Source organism: Larkinella knui (assembly GCF_003858645.1).
GTDB classification, from domain to species: domain Bacteria; phylum Bacteroidota; class Bacteroidia; order Cytophagales; family Spirosomataceae; genus Larkinella; species Larkinella knui.
In genome coordinates this window covers 665,323-682,270 of record NZ_RQJP01000003.1, presented here as the reverse complement: position 1 = coordinate 682,270, position 16,948 = coordinate 665,323, and the positions used below count along the sequence as shown (strand labels likewise).

15 protein-coding genes are annotated in these 16,948 nt (G+C 51.0%); 3 read left to right on the top strand and 12 right to left on the bottom strand.

All coding sequences use genetic code 11. The features are described 5' to 3' along the window. The first annotated feature begins 4 nt into the window (after positions 1–4). Positions 5–892, top strand: coding sequence for a Nif3-like dinuclear metal center hexameric protein (locus EHT87_RS16870; RefSeq protein WP_124907824.1), 888 nt, complete (start codon positions 5–7; stop codon positions 890–892). A 75-nt stretch (positions 893–967) separates the two neighbouring features. Here the strand turns inward: EHT87_RS16870 and EHT87_RS16865 are convergent, their stop codons facing one another. The 4 genes from EHT87_RS16865 to EHT87_RS16850 all read right to left on the bottom strand — a co-directional run bounded on the left by EHT87_RS16865 (position 968) and on the right by EHT87_RS16850 (position 3,945). Beyond that, positions 968–1,534: a DUF4256 domain-containing protein gene (locus EHT87_RS16865; RefSeq protein WP_124907823.1), complete on the bottom strand. Its 567-nt coding sequence runs from the start codon at positions 1,532–1,534 to the stop codon at positions 968–970. Between the two features lie 5 nt (positions 1,535–1,539). Continuing rightward, on the bottom strand, positions 1,540–2,016 hold the full coding sequence (locus EHT87_RS16860) for an SRPBCC domain-containing protein (RefSeq protein ID WP_124907822.1): 477 nt from the start codon (positions 2,014–2,016) through the stop codon (positions 1,540–1,542). 1 nt (position 2,017) lies between these two features. Further along, the gene (locus EHT87_RS16855; RefSeq protein ID WP_124907821.1) at positions 2,018–2,338 is read right to left on the bottom strand and encodes a metalloregulator ArsR/SmtB family transcription factor; all 321 of its coding nucleotides are present in this window, start codon (positions 2,336–2,338) and stop codon (positions 2,018–2,020) included. Positions 2,339–2,637: 299 nt separating this feature from the next. Continuing rightward, positions 2,638–3,945 (bottom strand): esterase-like activity of phytase family protein, encoded by a 1,308-nt coding sequence (locus EHT87_RS16850; protein ID WP_124907820.1) that lies wholly within the window; start codon positions 3,943–3,945, stop codon positions 2,638–2,640. Between the two features lie 461 nt (positions 3,946–4,406). Here EHT87_RS16850 and EHT87_RS16845 point away from each other — a divergent pair, with 461 nt between their 5' ends. Then, positions 4,407–5,159: a GIN domain-containing protein gene (locus tag EHT87_RS16845; RefSeq protein ID WP_124907819.1), complete on the top strand. Its 753-nt coding sequence runs from the start codon at positions 4,407–4,409 to the stop codon at positions 5,157–5,159. 206 nt (positions 5,160–5,365) lie between these two features. On the opposite strand, the gene EHT87_RS16840 is transcribed toward EHT87_RS16845, so the two are convergent. The 8 genes from EHT87_RS16840 to EHT87_RS16805 form a co-directional block, all read right to left on the bottom strand. Beyond that, on the bottom strand, positions 5,366–6,796 hold the full coding sequence (locus EHT87_RS16840; RefSeq protein ID WP_124907818.1) for a TolC family protein: 1,431 nt from the start codon (positions 6,794–6,796) through the stop codon (positions 5,366–5,368). After that, positions 6,789–9,992: an efflux RND transporter permease subunit gene (locus EHT87_RS16835; protein WP_124907817.1), complete on the bottom strand. Its 3,204-nt coding sequence runs from the start codon at positions 9,990–9,992 to the stop codon at positions 6,789–6,791. The genes EHT87_RS16840 and EHT87_RS16835 overlap by 8 nt, the downstream gene beginning before the upstream one ends. A gap of 25 nt (positions 9,993–10,017) precedes the next feature. Continuing rightward, positions 10,018–11,100: an efflux RND transporter periplasmic adaptor subunit gene (locus EHT87_RS16830; RefSeq protein ID WP_124907816.1), complete on the bottom strand. Its 1,083-nt coding sequence runs from the start codon at positions 11,098–11,100 to the stop codon at positions 10,018–10,020. Between the two features lie 56 nt (positions 11,101–11,156). Then, on the bottom strand, positions 11,157–11,447 hold the full coding sequence (locus tag EHT87_RS16825) for a hypothetical protein (RefSeq protein ID WP_124907815.1): 291 nt from the start codon (positions 11,445–11,447) through the stop codon (positions 11,157–11,159). A 334-nt stretch (positions 11,448–11,781) separates the two neighbouring features. Beyond that, entirely contained in the window at positions 11,782–12,534 is a 753-nt protein-coding gene (locus tag EHT87_RS16820) for a LytR/AlgR family response regulator transcription factor (protein ID WP_124907814.1), read from the bottom strand. Beyond that, on the bottom strand, positions 12,531–14,159 hold the full coding sequence (locus EHT87_RS16815; protein ID WP_124907813.1) for a sensor histidine kinase: 1,629 nt from the start codon (positions 14,157–14,159) through the stop codon (positions 12,531–12,533). The genes EHT87_RS16820 and EHT87_RS16815 overlap by 4 nt, the downstream gene beginning before the upstream one ends. 101 nt (positions 14,160–14,260) lie before the next feature. Further along, on the bottom strand, positions 14,261–15,616 hold the full coding sequence (locus tag EHT87_RS16810; RefSeq protein WP_124907812.1) for a sensor histidine kinase: 1,356 nt from the start codon (positions 15,614–15,616) through the stop codon (positions 14,261–14,263). A 55-nt stretch (positions 15,617–15,671) separates the two neighbouring features. Further along, entirely contained in the window at positions 15,672–16,343 is a 672-nt protein-coding gene (locus EHT87_RS16805) for a response regulator (protein WP_124907811.1), read from the bottom strand. 335 nt (positions 16,344–16,678) lie between these two features. Here EHT87_RS16805 and EHT87_RS16800 point away from each other — a divergent pair, with 335 nt between their 5' ends. Beyond that, a complete protein-coding gene (locus EHT87_RS16800; RefSeq protein ID WP_124907810.1) occupies positions 16,679–16,888 on the top strand; it encodes a hypothetical protein in 210 nt (69 codons plus the stop codon). Positions 16,889–16,948: the final 60 nt, after the last annotated feature.

The window sequence follows — 16,948 nt, the reverse complement described above, 5'->3', positions numbered from 1 at the left end:
TTAAATGGCAACCTACACCACGTCCCGTCGCACCTTCCTGATGGCTTCGTTGGGAATGACCGCAATCCAGGCCATTCGGCCCTCGGGCCCTCAGGCACTTTCCGTCGGTCAGGTCATTGACCGCATCAAAGCCAATGTCGGCATTCCCTGGCGCGACCAGACCGTCGACAATCTGATTGCGGGGACTCCGGAAATGCCCGTTCAGGGAATAGCCAGTACGATGATGGCTACCCTGGAGGTTCTCCAGCGGGCTGCAGCCAGGGGGCTGAACATGGTCATTACCCACGAGCCGACCTATTACTCGCACCAGGATCGGATTGAGCCCGTCGAGCAGGATCCCCTTTATCAGCTGAAACGTGATTTTATCCGGCAGCACAATATGGCGGTTTTTCACTTCCATGATCACTGGCACGGGCGCCGGCCGGATGGCATCGCCACGGGGATGATCCGGGAACTGGGGTGGGAGAAAAGGCTCGATCCACAAAACCCGCGACTCTTTACCTTTCCTGAAACCACATTGGCCCGGCTGGCGCAGGAAATGGCCGCTAAATTGAACATAAAAACCATGCGGGTAATCGGGGATCCTCAGCTGCCGGTGCGTCGGGTAATGGCCAGCTGGGGCAATGTCAGCCTCATGCCCGGTGTTCCCTATCTGGCACAAGCCGACGCGCTCATCGTGGGCGAAACCCACGAATGGGAACTTATGGAGTATGTTCAGGATGCCATTGCTTCCGGCCAAAAAAAGGCACTGATCATCTTGGGACATCTGGTGTCCGAACAGGCTGGGATGAAATACTGTGCGGAATGGCTAAAGACGTTCATCTCCGAAGTGCCCCTGGAGTTCATTGCATCAGCCGAACCCTATTGGCGACCGGATCAGGTGAAAAAATAAATCGGCTTTATTGCCATACTAATCCATATCGGAATTCATAGTATGTTATCGAACGGGTATGGTTTTTTTCAAAAGTTAAACCCTTACCAAGCCGCGGAAAGCTCTGGAATTATAATATGATTCGGCCCCGTTGTGATACACGAAAACCGTATCGTAGCGCCGATCGCAAAAGAGGGCACCGCCGAGTTTTCGAATGGAGTCCGGAGTACGAATCCAGCTCGACGTTTTGGTGTCAAAATTCCCGATTTTTTGCAATTCCCGATACTGTTCTTCCGTCAATAGCTCAATGCCCATATCAGCGGCCATATCCATAGCGGTCGTTTCCGGTTTATAGTCTTTCCGGGCGTCCAAAGCTTTCCGGTCGTAGCAAATACTTCGGCGGCCTTTAGGACTTTCGGCCGAACAATCATAGAAAATGAACTCACCCGTACTGTCGTCATAACCAACCACATCCGGTTCACCGCCCGTTCTTTCCATTTCGTTGAGCGACCACAATTTTTCAGCATCACCATCCAGTTTTGCTTGTACGCTGGCCCATTCAAGACCTGGATGTCGGCTCTTGTTTTTCTCAAAACGGGCTTTCAATCCATTGATTACGTCTTCCCGCTCTGCTGGCGATAACTCCTTTTTTGGGCTATTCATAGGGTTCAATGGGTTTGTTTTAAGGTACTGAGTATTTCCTGAATCCGGTTGTGTGCGCTATTTAAGCCCTGGGCAAACGGGAACTTCAACAACTGATCCCGTTTGGCAACGGATTCGTAGATAACGTGCATCCGTAGTTGGCTGGTGTCGTCCGTAAGGGGTTCAAAATCACATACCTCAAGCTGAACGCCGAAGGGCGCATTATTCATTTCAAAGGTTCTTATAATTTTCCGGTTTGGGCTGAATTCGTGGAATACCCCATCGGCTTTAAATACGACATTTCCCTTGGCATCACTCGTTTCAAACTGGTAACTTCCGTGCTTTTTACTTTCGAGTTTCAGCACTTTCGTCCCCATCCACTGTTCAACAAGTTCGGGTTCGGAAAATGCTTTAAAAAGTAATTCGAGCGGCAATTCAAACTCCCTGGTAATGATGATTTCCTGTTTGCCATCTTCGGCAATAACTTTCGTTTTTTGTTCCATATTACTTGCTTTTATAGGTTTTCATGATGGTTTCCAATGCCGTAAATCGGTCTTCCCATAGGGTACGGAACGGCTCGATAAAGTCGGCCACTTCTTTCATTTTTCCGGCATTGATGTGATAGTAAATCTCCCTGCCGTTTTGCTCTTGTTCGAGCAATTCGCACTCGGTGAGAATTTGCAGGTGTTTGGAAACGGTTGGTCTGGCGGTGTCAAAGTTGGAGGCTATTGCACCAGCGGTCATGGAGTGTGAGGTCACCAGCAGCAGGATGGCCCTCCTCGTCGGGTCTGCTATGGCCTGAAAAACGTCGCGTCTTAAATTCATCGTGCAGTCATTTGACTACAAATATACATGTAGTTATTTGACTACGCAAATTTTCCGCGCTTGTTCGGCCGAATGGGTAAGAAATGTTGTGTTGGTGAACCCTGGGATTGCCTGAACGGCGAAGGAAAGGGTATTTTAGCGATGGGATAGGGGCAAAAACCGGGCTGTTCCTGCCCAGACGCCTACTACCAGACGGCTGGAATGGGCTGTTTACCGATACCGGAGGGCTTTCGGTCGGTAAACAACCCGGGTAAATGCCAGTCGAGCTGAAAAACGGTTTAGTGAACGTGCGTCCGGGTCTACTTCAAAGGAGCTGGCAAGGTGACGAAGTAAATCCGATTCAAATCCGCTTTTCCCGTTGCCGGCAAAATCTTGGTCGTAAAACCGTTTTGTCCGTTATCGACAACTCCAAAATCATCATCATTTGAAATCGCCAGTTGATTCGGTCCCAAAAGGGCAATTCCCTCGGCTTTATCGTGCGGATATACCGGAGAAAGGTTGGTCAATAAATCAAAAACCAGCGTTTTGGTAACGGGCACAATTCCGGCTGCCTGCAAACCGGCTTTGTCTTTGAGTTGCTCGACCGTCATCCCACCGAAAAGTTTACCGCCAGCGCCGTTAGCGGGGTCGGAAATGTCGGTTGCGCCGGCCAGGTCAAATTTGTACACCCGCTTGAAGGTCGCGGGTTTAGTCGGATTGCCGCCGTAATCGCCATCGCGCTCCAAGGCCAGAAAGGTGGTATTGGTAATAGCAGCTACTTCGCTGCAACCGGTCAGACTCGCATTTTCCATCAGGTAAACGTACTGCCTGGTGGTACCCGTTGCGATATCAAAAGTCAAAACACGGATAACGGTTGAGCCGGATACCGCCGACGGGTTATAGAGTGGCGACTGCATGAGGCCCACCAGCGTTTTGCCGTCGGGCGTGATCGTCAGCCCTTCCATACCCCGGTTTGGCCGGCGCCGGGCCAGGACCATGGGCAGCGTGCGCCCGCCTGTACCACTGCCAAAAGGATTGATCCGCTCGATGGTTTTGCCCGTCGCATCAAAATGAACAAGGTGAGGGCCATATTCATCACTGACCCAGAATGTACCGTCGGAGGCCAGAACCAGCCCTTCCGAATCCAGCCCGTCTGCACTGGGAGTCAGGGCCTGGCCCTGCAAATCAAAGGCGGTTTCGCCCGTGCTTCCGGCTCCGCTGGGGTTTGGCAAACCGGTCAATACCTGCCCGGCAGCGTTTTTCAACAAAATCGTCTCTTCCAGAACCAGTTGACTCCCTTTCAGCCGGAATTTGCCAATCTGAGGAGTAAAATCGGCTTTTCCGAAAATAATGGAATTCGCCTGCGATCCGGCGGCATTCGGCCCGCGGTCGGTCAACAGATAAAAAACGGTCGGATCGGAGGGGTCGGCGGCAACCGCGGAGCCAAAACCGCCGTTGGAAATAACCGTATTGTTGGGAGAAATGGCCAGCACCCGCGGGTCGCTTGCTTCGGCAAAGGTCGGATAGGAAATGGCCGGAATACGGTGGTCATCGCAGGAGGTCACGGCAAACCCACCCGCCAATACACCAAAAATTACGACCGAGAGAGGTAACGATAGTTTACTCATAGATAGAGGAGAGAATTTTAGGGGTTATGTAAATCGATTGACTGGTGCTGATGGTAGTCGAATGGACTTCCTGCTGGCTTTCAGAACGGAAGAGGCCGGGCAAGGCAGAAGGTTTTGCCGGGCATCGCGGATACTAACCGGCACCGAATGCTATTGAACAAAGGTAAAACCAGGGAATTGGAAGCAGATTACGGTATCATCAAGTCTGAAGCGGTTTTGTTAACCTACTGTTAAAACAAAACCCGTAGCCCGGATCGAACGGGTTGCTGATTCAACGCGATGCCTGTTGGTGGAGAAAATTGCCCTCACATTCCGCGCATTTGTCCGATTTCGGACAAATCAGGTTGTCGACTGGGGGGAGCAACCTGGTTGTGGGTCATTTATACGGGTGGCCGGAGAGGATACGGTTTCGTTTTCTCAAGCGGGTGCCGATATCGATCGAAACGTTAAATCAATTTCTCATGAAAAAACTGCTTATCATAGGGGTAATCGTTTGCCTTGCAATGGCGACCCCGCTAACCCAGGCCCAATCGCCGGTTCAGCCCCTGTCTTCTTTCGACAAAGTCATCACGAGTCCGCACGTCAGTATCGTTCTGGTGGCGGGTGAACAGGAACGTATCCAGTTGGTTTATCAGAACATTGCGCCGGAAAAGGTAAACGTTTCGGTTCGGAACCAGACCCTGCGTATCTATCTGGATGATGCCCGCTTTACGGTAAAACAGCGCACGTGGAACGATGGAGACCGGACGTATAAAAAACCGATTTATGATAAAGACGTGAAAGTAACCGCATACGTAACCTACCGGCACCTGAAAAACCTGCAGGTGCGGGGTGAGGAAGAAGCCATATGCCGGGACTTGCTGGCAAGTGATTCATTCCAGTTGCGGATCTACGGGCAGGCAACGGTTTGCCTGACTGCTCTAAACACGAAAACCTTCAAAGCGTTCCTGTATGGCGAGAATAAGGTGACCATTCAGTCGGGGAGGGCCGACCAGCAGGTGTTTCGCATTTACGGCGAAAACCGCCTGGACACCGAGAATCTGACCGGGCAGACGGTCTCCGCGCATGCCTACGGTGATAGCCAGTTGCGGGTTTATGCGTCAAACCGCATTGGCGTAATGGCTTTCGGCGAATCGGACATCCGGTATGCGGGTGGGGCTGATCTGCGCAAGGGGCTGGTTATCGGGGAAGTAACTATTCACAAAACGGAGTAGCCCATACCGACCGTGTCTACTTGCCCGCCATCGAAACGCAATGCCCCACGGGAAAAGAAAAACCGGTAAGAATTCTTACCGGTTTTTCTTTTCCCGTGGGGCATAATAGCCTGTAAAATACCTTATTAAGAGGAAGCTTGGAATCACTGCGGGGTCACTTCGAAGGAACTGCCGGTCTTAAACTGCTCCGGGAGGTTGCGGAACGATTAGCGCCAGCCGCCACCCAGTGCCCGGTACGTATTGACCATCGCATTCAGTTGCTGTACTTTCGTTTCAACCAGGTCGAACCGGGATTCCAGGGCATCGCGTTGGGTCAGCAGGACTTCCATATAGTCGGCCCGGGCGGACTTGAAGAGCGTATTGGAAATATTGGTCGACTGGATCAGAGCCTCCACCTGTCGGGCTTTCAAATCATAGCTCTTTTGCAGGTTCGTAATGTTGGATAGCTGGTTGGCAACCTCGATGTAGGCGTTCAGAATGGTACGCTCGTAATTGTAAACCGCCTGGATCTGCTTGGCATTCGCGCTGTAATAAAGCGATTTTATCGCATTCCGGTTGATCAAAGGTCTGGTAAAACCGCCGATCAGGGAATACAGAAATGATTCGGGCGTTAACAACAGAGTGGGCTTGTACGAATTAAACCCAACGGCTGCGGAGAGGTCCAGCGACGGCAGAAAATTGGCTCGGGCCACCTGAACATCCAGCCGGGCGGCTTCCAGTTCCCGCTCGGCCTGCCGGATATCGGGCCGGTTTTGCAGGAGTTGCGAAGGAATACCGGCATGCATCACTTCGGGCACCAGCGTGTTGAAGTCCGTTGACGTGCGTTGGACGGGCTGCGGAAACCGGCCTACCAGGAAATTGATCCGGTTTTCGGTTTCAACAATGCGTTGCTGAACTTCAAATTGGAGACTTTGGGTATGCAGCACCTGGGCTTCAAATCGGCGGACGGCCAGCTCGGTCACCTTGGCTGATTCTTTCTCGATGCGGACGATGGCCAGGGCATTGGTCTGAATATCAATGTTTCGTTTGATGATATCCAGTTGACTATCAAGGCCTAATAACTCATAATAGGAGTTGGCAATTTCGGAAACCAGATTCGTGACCGTAAAGTTTTTCCCTTCGATGGAGGATAAATACCGGATGGCTGCGGCCCGTTTTGCGTTGTGCAGCTTATTCCAGATATCCACCTGCCAGGAGGCATTGGCCGATAACAGAAAGTCTGGCAACGGATTGGGAAACTGGTGGCCCGGCCGGATTTCGGTGCTCTCTTCAATGGCTCCCGGCCGGGTATACTGGCCCACTTTGTCGACGCCGGCACCGGCTTGCAGGCCCACAAACGGCAGATATTCCCCCGTTCGGGCTCTGATTTCGTTCCGGGCGATCTGAATCTCCTGCAACGTAATGTTCAATTCCTGGTTGTTGCTCAGGGCCGTATCAATCAAGGCGGTCAGGTTCGGGTCGGTAAAAAATTCCCGCCAGATGGCTTTCCCCGAATTGAGCGTGTCCTGAACCGTGTTGTAACTGGTCGGAACGGTTCTGTTCTCGATTCGTCCAACCAATGCCGGGGTTTTGCATGACGTTATGGCTAACGTCATGCAGGCTACTCCCAGACCTGTATAGATGAGTTTTTTAAACATGGTTTGTGCTTTCTTCGGTTACGGGAAAAGCGTCTAATTGATGAACCAGATTTTCGGTCAGCGAATCAGCCTCTTCATCTTTAATCATCGTTCGGCCATCGGCTAGACTGCCAAATATGTAGTACAATCCAGGGATGATGATGACCCCGAAAATGGTTCCGAACAACATACCGCCGAGGGCCGAGGCCCCGATGGTCCGGTTTCCGATGGCACCGGCACCCGTGGCAATGATCAACGGAATCAGACCGGCCACAAAGGCGAAGGAGGTCATCAGGATCGGGCGGAAGCGGACTCTGGCACCTTCAATGGCTGCGTTCAGAATCGTTTCACCCTGCTGTCGCTTCTGGACGGCAAATTCCACGATCAAAACCGCATTTTTACCCAACAGACCGATCAACATGATGAGCCCGATCTGGGCGTAGATGTTGTTTTCCAGCCCCATCAGTTTGAGGACGAGGAACGAACCAAAGACCCCAACCGGCAGCGAGAACACTACCGCCAGCGGAATGATGAAGCTTTCGTACTGGGCGGCTAATACCATGTAGACAAAGGCCAGCACGATCAGGAATACATACAGAGACTCATTGCCCCGGATCGATTCGTCATAGGAAAGACCTTCAAAAGCGATGTCGTAACCTCGTGGCAACGTCTTGGCGGCCACTTCCCGGATGGCCTGGATGGCGTCGGCCGTGGTATATCCCTTCGCGGGCAGACCCTGGATGGCGGCCGAATTATAGAGGTTGAAACGGGTGATTTCATTGGGTCCCTGGCCCTTCTTCAACTTCATGAAGGCCGAGTAGGGCACCATTTCGCCCGCATCGTTTTTGACAAACAGCTTTAAAAGATCGGTTGGAAGCCGCCGGAAACTGGGGTCGGACTGGACATACACCTTGAAGAACTGGTTGAACTTGATAAAGCCCTGTTCGTAGGTACTCCCGATCATGATGTTGAGGTTATCCATCGCTTTTCCGATCGACACGCCTTTCTGCATGGCCAGTTTGTTGTCAATTTCCAGTTCGTACTGCGGATAATTGGCGGCAAAAAAGGTGAATAAACCCGTGAGTTCTTTCCGCTTGCCCAGATTGTCCATGAACTCCTTGTTGATTTTATCGAACTCGCTGTAGTCCGTATCGGTGGTTTTATCCAGCAAGCGCATCGAAAAACCGCCTGACGTACCAAAACCAGGAATGGCCGGTGGTTCGAAGAATTCGACCGTTGCGCCGAGGTTTCGCGTTTTCTCCTCCAGTTCTTCCATGATCTCCTTCACGTTCTTGTCACGATCCGACCAGGATTTCAGGTTGATCAGACACGTACCGGCGTTGGAACCCCGGCCTTCGGTCATGATCTCGTAGCCGGCCAGAGACGATACTGACTCGATTCCCGGAACTTCCTCACAAATTTTCTGGAGCCGACGGGACACCTCGTTGGTTTTTTCCAGTGTAGAACCCGGTGGCGTCTGGATAATGGCGTAAATCGTACTCTGATCTTCGTTCGGAATAAAACCGGCGGGCAAAATCTTGTTCACGAATACAATTCCCAGACAGAAACCGATCAGGATGGCGAACGTGACGAACCGGCGGTTGACGATTAATTTCAGTAAGCCCACATAGCGCCCGGTCATTTTATCAAATCCCCGGTTGAAACTGTCGAGTGATCGGGTCAGGATATTTTTCTTGGGCGGATGTCCATGGTGGTTTTTCAACAGCATGGCGCACAACACGGGCGTCAGTGTCAGGGCGATCAGGGCCGAAATTACGATGGAACTGGCCATGGTGATCGAGAACTGGCGGTAAAACGTACCCACCGGACCCGACATAAAAGAGATAGGCAGGAATACCGAGACCATCACGAGGGTAATGGCGATAATGGCCCCGCTAATCTCACCGAGCACTTTCTGAACCGCCCGGAAGGGCGTTAGATGCGGCTCTTCTTCCATCTTGGCGTGCACGGCTTCCACCACCACAATCGCATCATCGACCACAATCCCGATGGCCAGTACCAAGGCGAAGAGGGTAATCAGGTTGATGGAAAGGCCAAACGCCTGAATCACAAAGAAGGCCCCGATCAGCGATACCGGAACCGCCAGGATCGGGATCAGCGTAGAACGCCAGTCACCCAGGAAGATGAACACCACCAGCGCAACCAGGATAAACGCATCCCGCAGCGTATGAATAACCTGCTCGATCGACGCATCCAGGAAGTTGGACACATCATAGCTGATTTTATAATCGACACCCGGCGGAAAGGACGCTTTCATGTCCTCGAGCTTCTTTTTTACTTCCTCAATAACCACACTGGCATTACTGCCGTAGTTTTGCCGCAACACAATGGCCGCCGAAGCGTGGCCGTCCAGGTTGGAATAGATATCAAAGAATTCACTACCCAATTCGACTTTGGCGATGTCTTTCAGGTGGATGCTTTCCCCTTCGGAGTTGGCCCGGATGATGATGTCTTCGTATTCTTTCGGCTCGCTATACCGCCCTTTGTAGGTGAGCACATATTCCAGCGACTGGGCCGCAATACCGGAGCTTTGACCGATCCGGCCGGGTCGCCCGATAATACTTTGCTCCCCGAGGGCCTTCATAACTTCTTCAACGGAGATGTTATAGGCCCGCATGCGTTCCGGGTTTAGCCAGACGCGCATGGCATAACGCCGGCTACCCAGGATCTGGGCCCGGGCTACCCCTCTGGTCCGCTGAATTTCAGGGATCATTTTAACCGTCGCGTAGTTGAACAGGAATTTCTCGTCAATGCTCTTCGCCTTGGAATAGAGGTTGACGTACATCAACATACTGGGTTGAACCGGCGAAATGATAACGCCTTCCCGCTGAACCAGTTCAGGCAGGAGCGGCATCACCTGATCGACCCTCGTTTTCACCCGTATAACGGCGACATTGGGGTCGGTCCCCGGCTCAAAGATGATCCGTAAGGTGGCCTCCCCCGCACTGGTTGCATCGGTCGCTATATACCGCATGTCCTGGACGCCGTTGATGGCCTGCTCCAGGGTGATCAGCGTGGATTTAACCAGTACATCGGCACTGGAACCGGGATACGCAATAAAGATATTGACAGTGGTGGGGGCAATGTCCGGGAATTGGGAAATAGGCAGGCTCTTGATCGCCAGTATACCTATAAAGACTATCATGACCGATATCACAATAGCGAATACAGGTCTACGTATGAATTTATTGAACATGTCTTCTGCTTTTTAAACGGGTTGATTACTCGGCATACAGACTTAAATGAGAGATGACAGAGTCCGGCTTGACGAAGGTGTAGTGTATTTTTTCGTTTTCCCGTACCTGACGCAAGCCTTCCAGCAGGATCTTGTCTCCTTTATTTAAACCGCCCTGAACCACAAAAATGTGCGGCATTTCGGCGGCTATGGTGATTTCCCTGGACCGGATCACGTTGTTTTTATCCACCACAAAAACATACTTCTTTTCCAGGACTTCGAAGGTCGCTTTCTGGGGAATAATCAGCGCATGTTTGAGCGGTACCGTCATTCGTACGCTGCCGGTTTCGCCGTGTCTCAGGAGACCTTTGGGGTTGGGGAAGGTGGCCCGGAAGGCAATGTTACCGGTTTCGTTGTTGAAATCGGCTTCAATGGTTTGTACGACGCCCGGATGGTCGAACAGTTCGTTATTGGCCATCACCAGCTTCACGTGTTTCATGTTGTCGTTCTGGTGGGTTTTGTAGTCGAGGTATTCGGCTTCCGGTACGTTGAAATACACCCACATTTTGCTGTTGTCGGACAGGGTCGTTAACAAATCGCCTTCGTTGACCAGACTTCCCAGCCGGACCTGAAAGTGGTCCATAATACCGCTAAACGGGGCTCTTATTTCGGTAAACTGCAAATGCGTTTTCGCCAGGCTCACTTCGGCGTTGGCCTTGTCGAACTTGGCTTTGGCCAGCGCCAGTTCATTTTTGGATACAATGTTGCTATCGGCCAGCCGCTTGGTGTTCTGGTATTCGATGCCCACGTAGTTCGCTTCTGCCTGCGATTTTTGCAGTTCGGCATTGTAAACCACGGGCATGATCTGGAACATCAGCTGGCCCTGTTGGACATACTGCCCTTCGTCCACAAAAATCTTTTGCAGGTAACCCTTTTCCAACGCCCTTACTTCAATGTGCTGGATGGCATGGACTTGACACACGTAGTCTTTGGTTGCCAGGGTGTCTTTCTGTAAAGGGCTTGTAACGAGATACTTGACGTCCTCTTCTTTCTTTTCTTCTGCCTGTGTTGAACAACCTATATTGCCCAACAAGGCACATATGCTTAGGAGAATGAGGATTCTCTTCATAAGAATCTTAGGTAACATAGCTGAGTATTTGGGGGTTATGTACATGTTGGATGATACTATTTTGAATGAATACGCTGAACGGCAACGGTTCCACCCGGAGGTGCGTTGGGGATCTGCTCCAATCGGAGAATCAGGCTGTCTTTCTGTTGATTGGCTCGTTTACAATCCGAAAGCTGCTGTTGCCAGGCCATGAGATCCATCGGATGGACGGAATAGCCTAATTCGTATCCGTAAAGATTTCGCTGCCGGTTTTGATCATACAGCAGAAATCCATTGAATCCCAGTGAAAGAGCCAGTGCCAGCCCAAAGCCGTAGAGTAAAATGGAGGGGAAATTCCGGCGTCGCATTGCTTGTGTCTGTCTTACGTTAGCACAAAGCAAGCTCCGTAACATTAGAACGGTATGAGAAGCAAATTAAAAGGTATTAAAAAAGTGTAATACCGTACCGCATATAGTTCGCCGTGAAGAGTTATTATATAAAAATAATCTTATTTTTTATTTACAAGGAACAAATTAACGCTTGTTCCTATTCACCAGCCGATGATCGGTTACGGCTAAATATGACCCAAAAACCTTGTTACCAGGGCCAGTTAGGGAATCGGAACGCGGATGGAACGGATCAAAACGGATCCACACCGATTAAATCCGTTTTGATCCGTTCCATCCGCGTTCCCATCACGTTTTATAAGTGCAGCGCTTTTTTTAGGTCGTCCTTTTTACCTTTGGAAATGGGGACTTCGGCCCCATCGGTCAGCACCAAAAAGTCGCCAAACTCCTTTTTCCAGCTCCTGATAAACCGTTTATTGACCAGGTGCGATTGATGGCAGCGCAGGAAAGCATAGTCTTTGAGCAACTCATCATATTCGTAAATGGGTTTGCATACCAGCAATGTTTCCCCATCGGTCAAATAAAAGGTGGTATAATTGTTGGACGACTGGCAACGGATGATTTCGCTTATTTTCACAAAACGCGTCTCCTTCGTAGTGGCCAGCGCAATACGCTGCTCTTCTTTAGCAGAACCCGCCGTCAGTAAATCCATCAGGTTGTCAAGCTGTTGATTCTGGATTTTTAGACGACGCTGTTTGAGGGCCCTGTCTACAGCGGTCTGTAATTCACCGATGTTCACCGGCTTTAGCAGATAATCAACCGCAGCAAACCGCATCGCCTGGATGGCATACTGATCGTACGCCGTTACGAAAATTACCTCAAAATTGTGCTCAGGCAGGCTACGCAACAAATCAAAGCCGCTTTGGTGGGGCATCTGGATATCTAAAAACAGCAAATCCGGCTGGTGCGTATACAACAGGCTTTTACCGGTCTCCGCATTGAGGGCGGTCCCGCAGACCACCACCTGCGGGCAGTACATACCCAGCAGGGCCTGCAGATTATCCAGATTAGGTTGTTCATCGTCGATCAGGAGGGCTTTCGCTTTCATAAAAACCAGTGGGTAAAGGCAAGCGTAATTTGGGTTCCCCGGGGAACAAGGGTGTTGATTGTCAGCGAGATCGGCTGCTCCGGCTTAAGCTCATTCAGCAGCTTGATCCGGTCCCGCACAAGTCGCAGTCCCAAACCGGCGGATGATTTACGTTCGGTATAGCCATTGCCATTATCGGTTATGGTAATGATCATGGTGTGATCAGACTGGTTAACATGAACGGTAATGTACCCATTTTCCTGCAGGACCGCTACGCCATGTTTCACCGCGTTTTCAACCAAAGGTTGCAGGAGCAGGGCTGGCACACTGGTTTCGGATCCATTAACCGTTGAATCGACACTGATTTTGTACTGAAAATTAAACCGCAACTGTTCCAGCTTCAAATACGTATCCAGCGTCTGTATTTCTTGCTGAAGGGCTATTTCGTCTTTGTGGCTATGATTGAGCGACTCCCGCATAAGCCGGGCAAAATCGGACAGGTAGTTGTTGGCACCTTTAAGATCCTGTTTATTGACAAGGCTCTGAATCGAGCTGAGCGCATTGAAGACAAAATGGGGATTTAGCTGAGCGTAAATAGCCTTCAGTTCAAGCTGTAACTTCGTTTTATGAGCCTGTTCCTGCCAGGTTTTCCGCCGTTGCTGAACCAATAAGATTAGGAATAAACCGGCCCCCAGCAAAGCCGCCACAAAAATACCGACCAAAATGCGGAACAGGTTCGTTTGGTACCAGACCGGTTCTATTTCAAAACGAAACTCGGTAACATGCGCTGGCTGGACAGAAAACCGCATTTTCAGCACATACCTACCCGGTGGATACTCCTTGATCCACACAAAACTGTTATCGTAATCATTGTTTCGCCAGGGGGTGTAAACGCTGCCGTTCCGGATCACTTCGTATTGGAGTTGGTTTCTACTGAAAGCGTTGCTCCCCAGCAGAAATATCAGATTGGTGTTCGTGGAGGAAACGGTCAGAACGGGCGACTGCCGACCAGCGGGCTGGTTGAAAGGTAGCCAGGGGGATTGCAACCGCTGGAGGAATTCGTCAATATTGTCGGAGGTGTAGACATTCGTTACAACCGGCTTGATAGACTCCCACGCAATCAAGGAGGTGGCCATAATTTGATTGCCTTCCAGTTTCCGCACATCCATGATCAGCATAGAACCCAGGCGGGTTCGGTAGCCACCCAGATAAGCCATCTTCGGGAAGCCGGAGTCATGGATCAGGGTTGAATCCGTAAACCGGTTGATACCCCGCCAGGGGACCAAAACACGATTACCGGGGTATTCCGTAACCCGAAACTGGTACAGAGGAGCGTTTTGCGGCCCAACGCCATGCAAAAAGAACTGAGCGCGGGCCGTATCGAACGTCGTACGCGCCACCATTTCCCGGGGGCGTAGCCGTCGGAACGAGGAGTCGGCATTCAGCGTATAAAAATGGTCACTCGTTTCCCGGATGGCCCAAAATGCGTTATTCTCTTTCCGGATCGCCAAAATCAAACCCACGGCTGAAGGCTTCTCCTGAACTTCGCCGGGAAAGCTGTGGGAATACGCACCCCAGTTGATTTGAGCCTTTGCGGCAGCAACGGTCAGTAGACCTGCAATCACTACTAAAACTGCTTTTTTCATGTTGTCGAACGATTTGACATCAAAAAAAAGCGATTTCCTGATCTCAATTCAAGCTACTGTGAATTCAACCCGTCTTACTGTGAATCGGGACGCTGGGCTGCTTACACCAGACCCGGCAAACTAATCGTCACCGTCGTTCCCTGGTCTACGTTGGAGGTGATCTGGAGGATGCCCTGGTGTAAGTCGATGATTTTCTGCGTAATGGCCAGGCCAATCCCGTAGCCGGGAACCCCTTCAACATTGTTTCCCCGGTAGAGCGGATCCAGAATATGAGCGGCATCGGTTTCGGAAATGCCGCGCCCCCGATCGGCTACGGTCACCGTGATCTGTTCTCTCTTCGCCTGTAGTTCTACCGAAACCGCTTCGCTGGAATATTTGCAGGCATTATCAAGAATGTTCAGAAAAGCGGTCGTCAGCAGGGTTGCGTTGCCTTTGACGGTGAACGATTCTTCCTCGTTGGTCATGAATTGAAGCGGCAGGCTCCGACCCGGATACTTACCCTGAACCTGCCCGATGGCGGTGAGCAGGCAATCGTCTACCTGAACGGTGGTCAGGGCCACGGGGCCGTCCGTAACTTTCGCCAATCCAAGCAAGCCATTGGTCAGGGCAATTACTTTTTTCAGTTCTTCAACGGCTATTTCCATGCTGTCGCGCCAGTCGGTGGGGTTTTGGTCATACCGCAGCGACGTTTCCAGCGTGCCTAGGGTGTTGGTGAGCGGGGTGCGCAGTTCGTGGGAAGCGTGGGCGACAAAGCTGCGTTGGGAGACGAACGCATCTTCCAGCCGGAAAAGCATCTGATTGAACGTCATGGCGAGCTGAGCGATTTCATCCCGGCGGTTTCCTTCATGAACCCGCTTGTGCAGATCGACGGCCGTGATCTGCTCCACCTCATCCACAATCTGGGCAATGGGTTTGAGCACTCCGCCGGAAAAGTACCAGCCGGCGAGCACAATCAGGGCGAAACCCAGCAGATTCGCCAGCAGCAGGATTTGTTGCAGCGTGCCCAGTTTGGCCCGGCCGATCCGGTCGTAGCCCGAGGCAAAAATGTAAAAAAGCTGCCCACGGTCCCGGTACGGGATGACAATGGATTCCAGATGGCCGTTTTTGAATTCAACCAGCGATTCGGTGGTCAGGAGCGGTATTTTTTCTTTGTAATAATCGGATTCCTTCAGGGTTCGGTTGGTAAATACCAGGTTGTGCTTCTGATCATAAATGCTGATTTGCTCTTCCACGATGGTAAGCAAGTCGGTGCGGACCATGTTCTTGAAAAAATCATCATGGAGATGTCGCCGGGAAATCAGGACCCGGCCGGCAATGCGGGCTTTTGACTCCAGCCGGCTATAAAATTCCTCCTGTCGGTATAATGAATAGAAATACCACACCAGCAGCGACAACGTGAGCTGAATGCCCGTTGCCAGCAGGGTAAAAACAATCGTCAGGCGGTTTCGAATCAGCACGAAGGTTTTTTTTGAAACGTTGAAAAAAGGTAATTTTCAGTACGCGCTGTCCGGGTCAATCCTCGCGCAGAACATACCCCATTCCAACGATGGTATGCAACAGCTTGGGCGAAAATCCCTTGTCAATCTTCTTGCGCAGGTAGCTGATATACACGTCGATGATATTGCTGGTCGTATCAAAGTTCAGGCTCCAGACCCGTTCACTGATGTCTACGCGTGATATAATTTTTCCTTTGTTGAGCATCAGGTATTCAATCAGGGCGTATTCGCGGGTCGTCAGGTCAATGCGTTTGCCCGCGCGGGTCACGGTTTTCGTGTCCAGGTTCAATTCCAAATCGGCCAGGCGCACCACCTGCTTGGGCTTGGAGCCACTCCGGCGCGTGAGGGCCCGAAGCCGTAAAAGCAGTTCCTGAAACTCAAAGGGCTTGGCCAGGTAATCGTCAGCACCGGCGTTAAAACCGTCTGCCTTGTCGGCCAGACTATCCAGTGCCGTCAGCATCAGCACGGGTACGGACTCGTTTTCCGACCGGATCAGCCGACACACCTCAAAGCCGTTCATCTGGGGGAGATTGACATCCAGGATGATGATATCATAACTATCCCGGCGAAAAAGCGACAGGCCGGTACGTCCATCATAAGCGACTTCGACCTCGTAGCCTTCAGCCGATATGCCTTTGCGGATAAAAGAGGCCAATCGCTCTTCGTCTTCAACTAAAAGGATTTTCATAACTGATTTTTGGTTGAGTCGTACGCTGAGTTGGCCTTGGTTTGAGCGAATACTAATCCGCAACTTCAACTCAAAACCGCTCCGGATATCGAACGGCAAAAGCTTTTCGTGAAAACTTCCCGCAGTTCTCCGGCCGACAAACTTCGTTGATCTGCCGGGCCTCTTTCTCTAACTCATCCTACGTTATTTCAGTTTGGGTCTTGCTCATAATCGTTGAGATTGTCAGTTGGCAAAGATAAAAAGTAAACCCTGATCTGGTTACAGAGCAATGGGTAGAAACAGTAACCCACTGCCTGATGTTATGTTGATTGACCTTTATCGTTCAACCTTACGCCATGAAATATTCGGTTTCCTACAACATCGATCAATCAACTTTTGAACTTAAAGCTGATGATAACGCTCCCATTTCGTTCAATAACCATATTGCGGTCATTGAGTACCTCGAAAAAGAAGGCTTATCGGAGCCGGAGGGCGATTACGTTTACGACCCGGTCCAAAAGCGGTTTCTATTCTCACCGGTATTCGCGCTTGACCAGCCAGCCTAAAAACCTTTTTTTTGAAAACAAGCGTGCCGTTTTTAAGTCTCGTTTTATCATACACCAGGC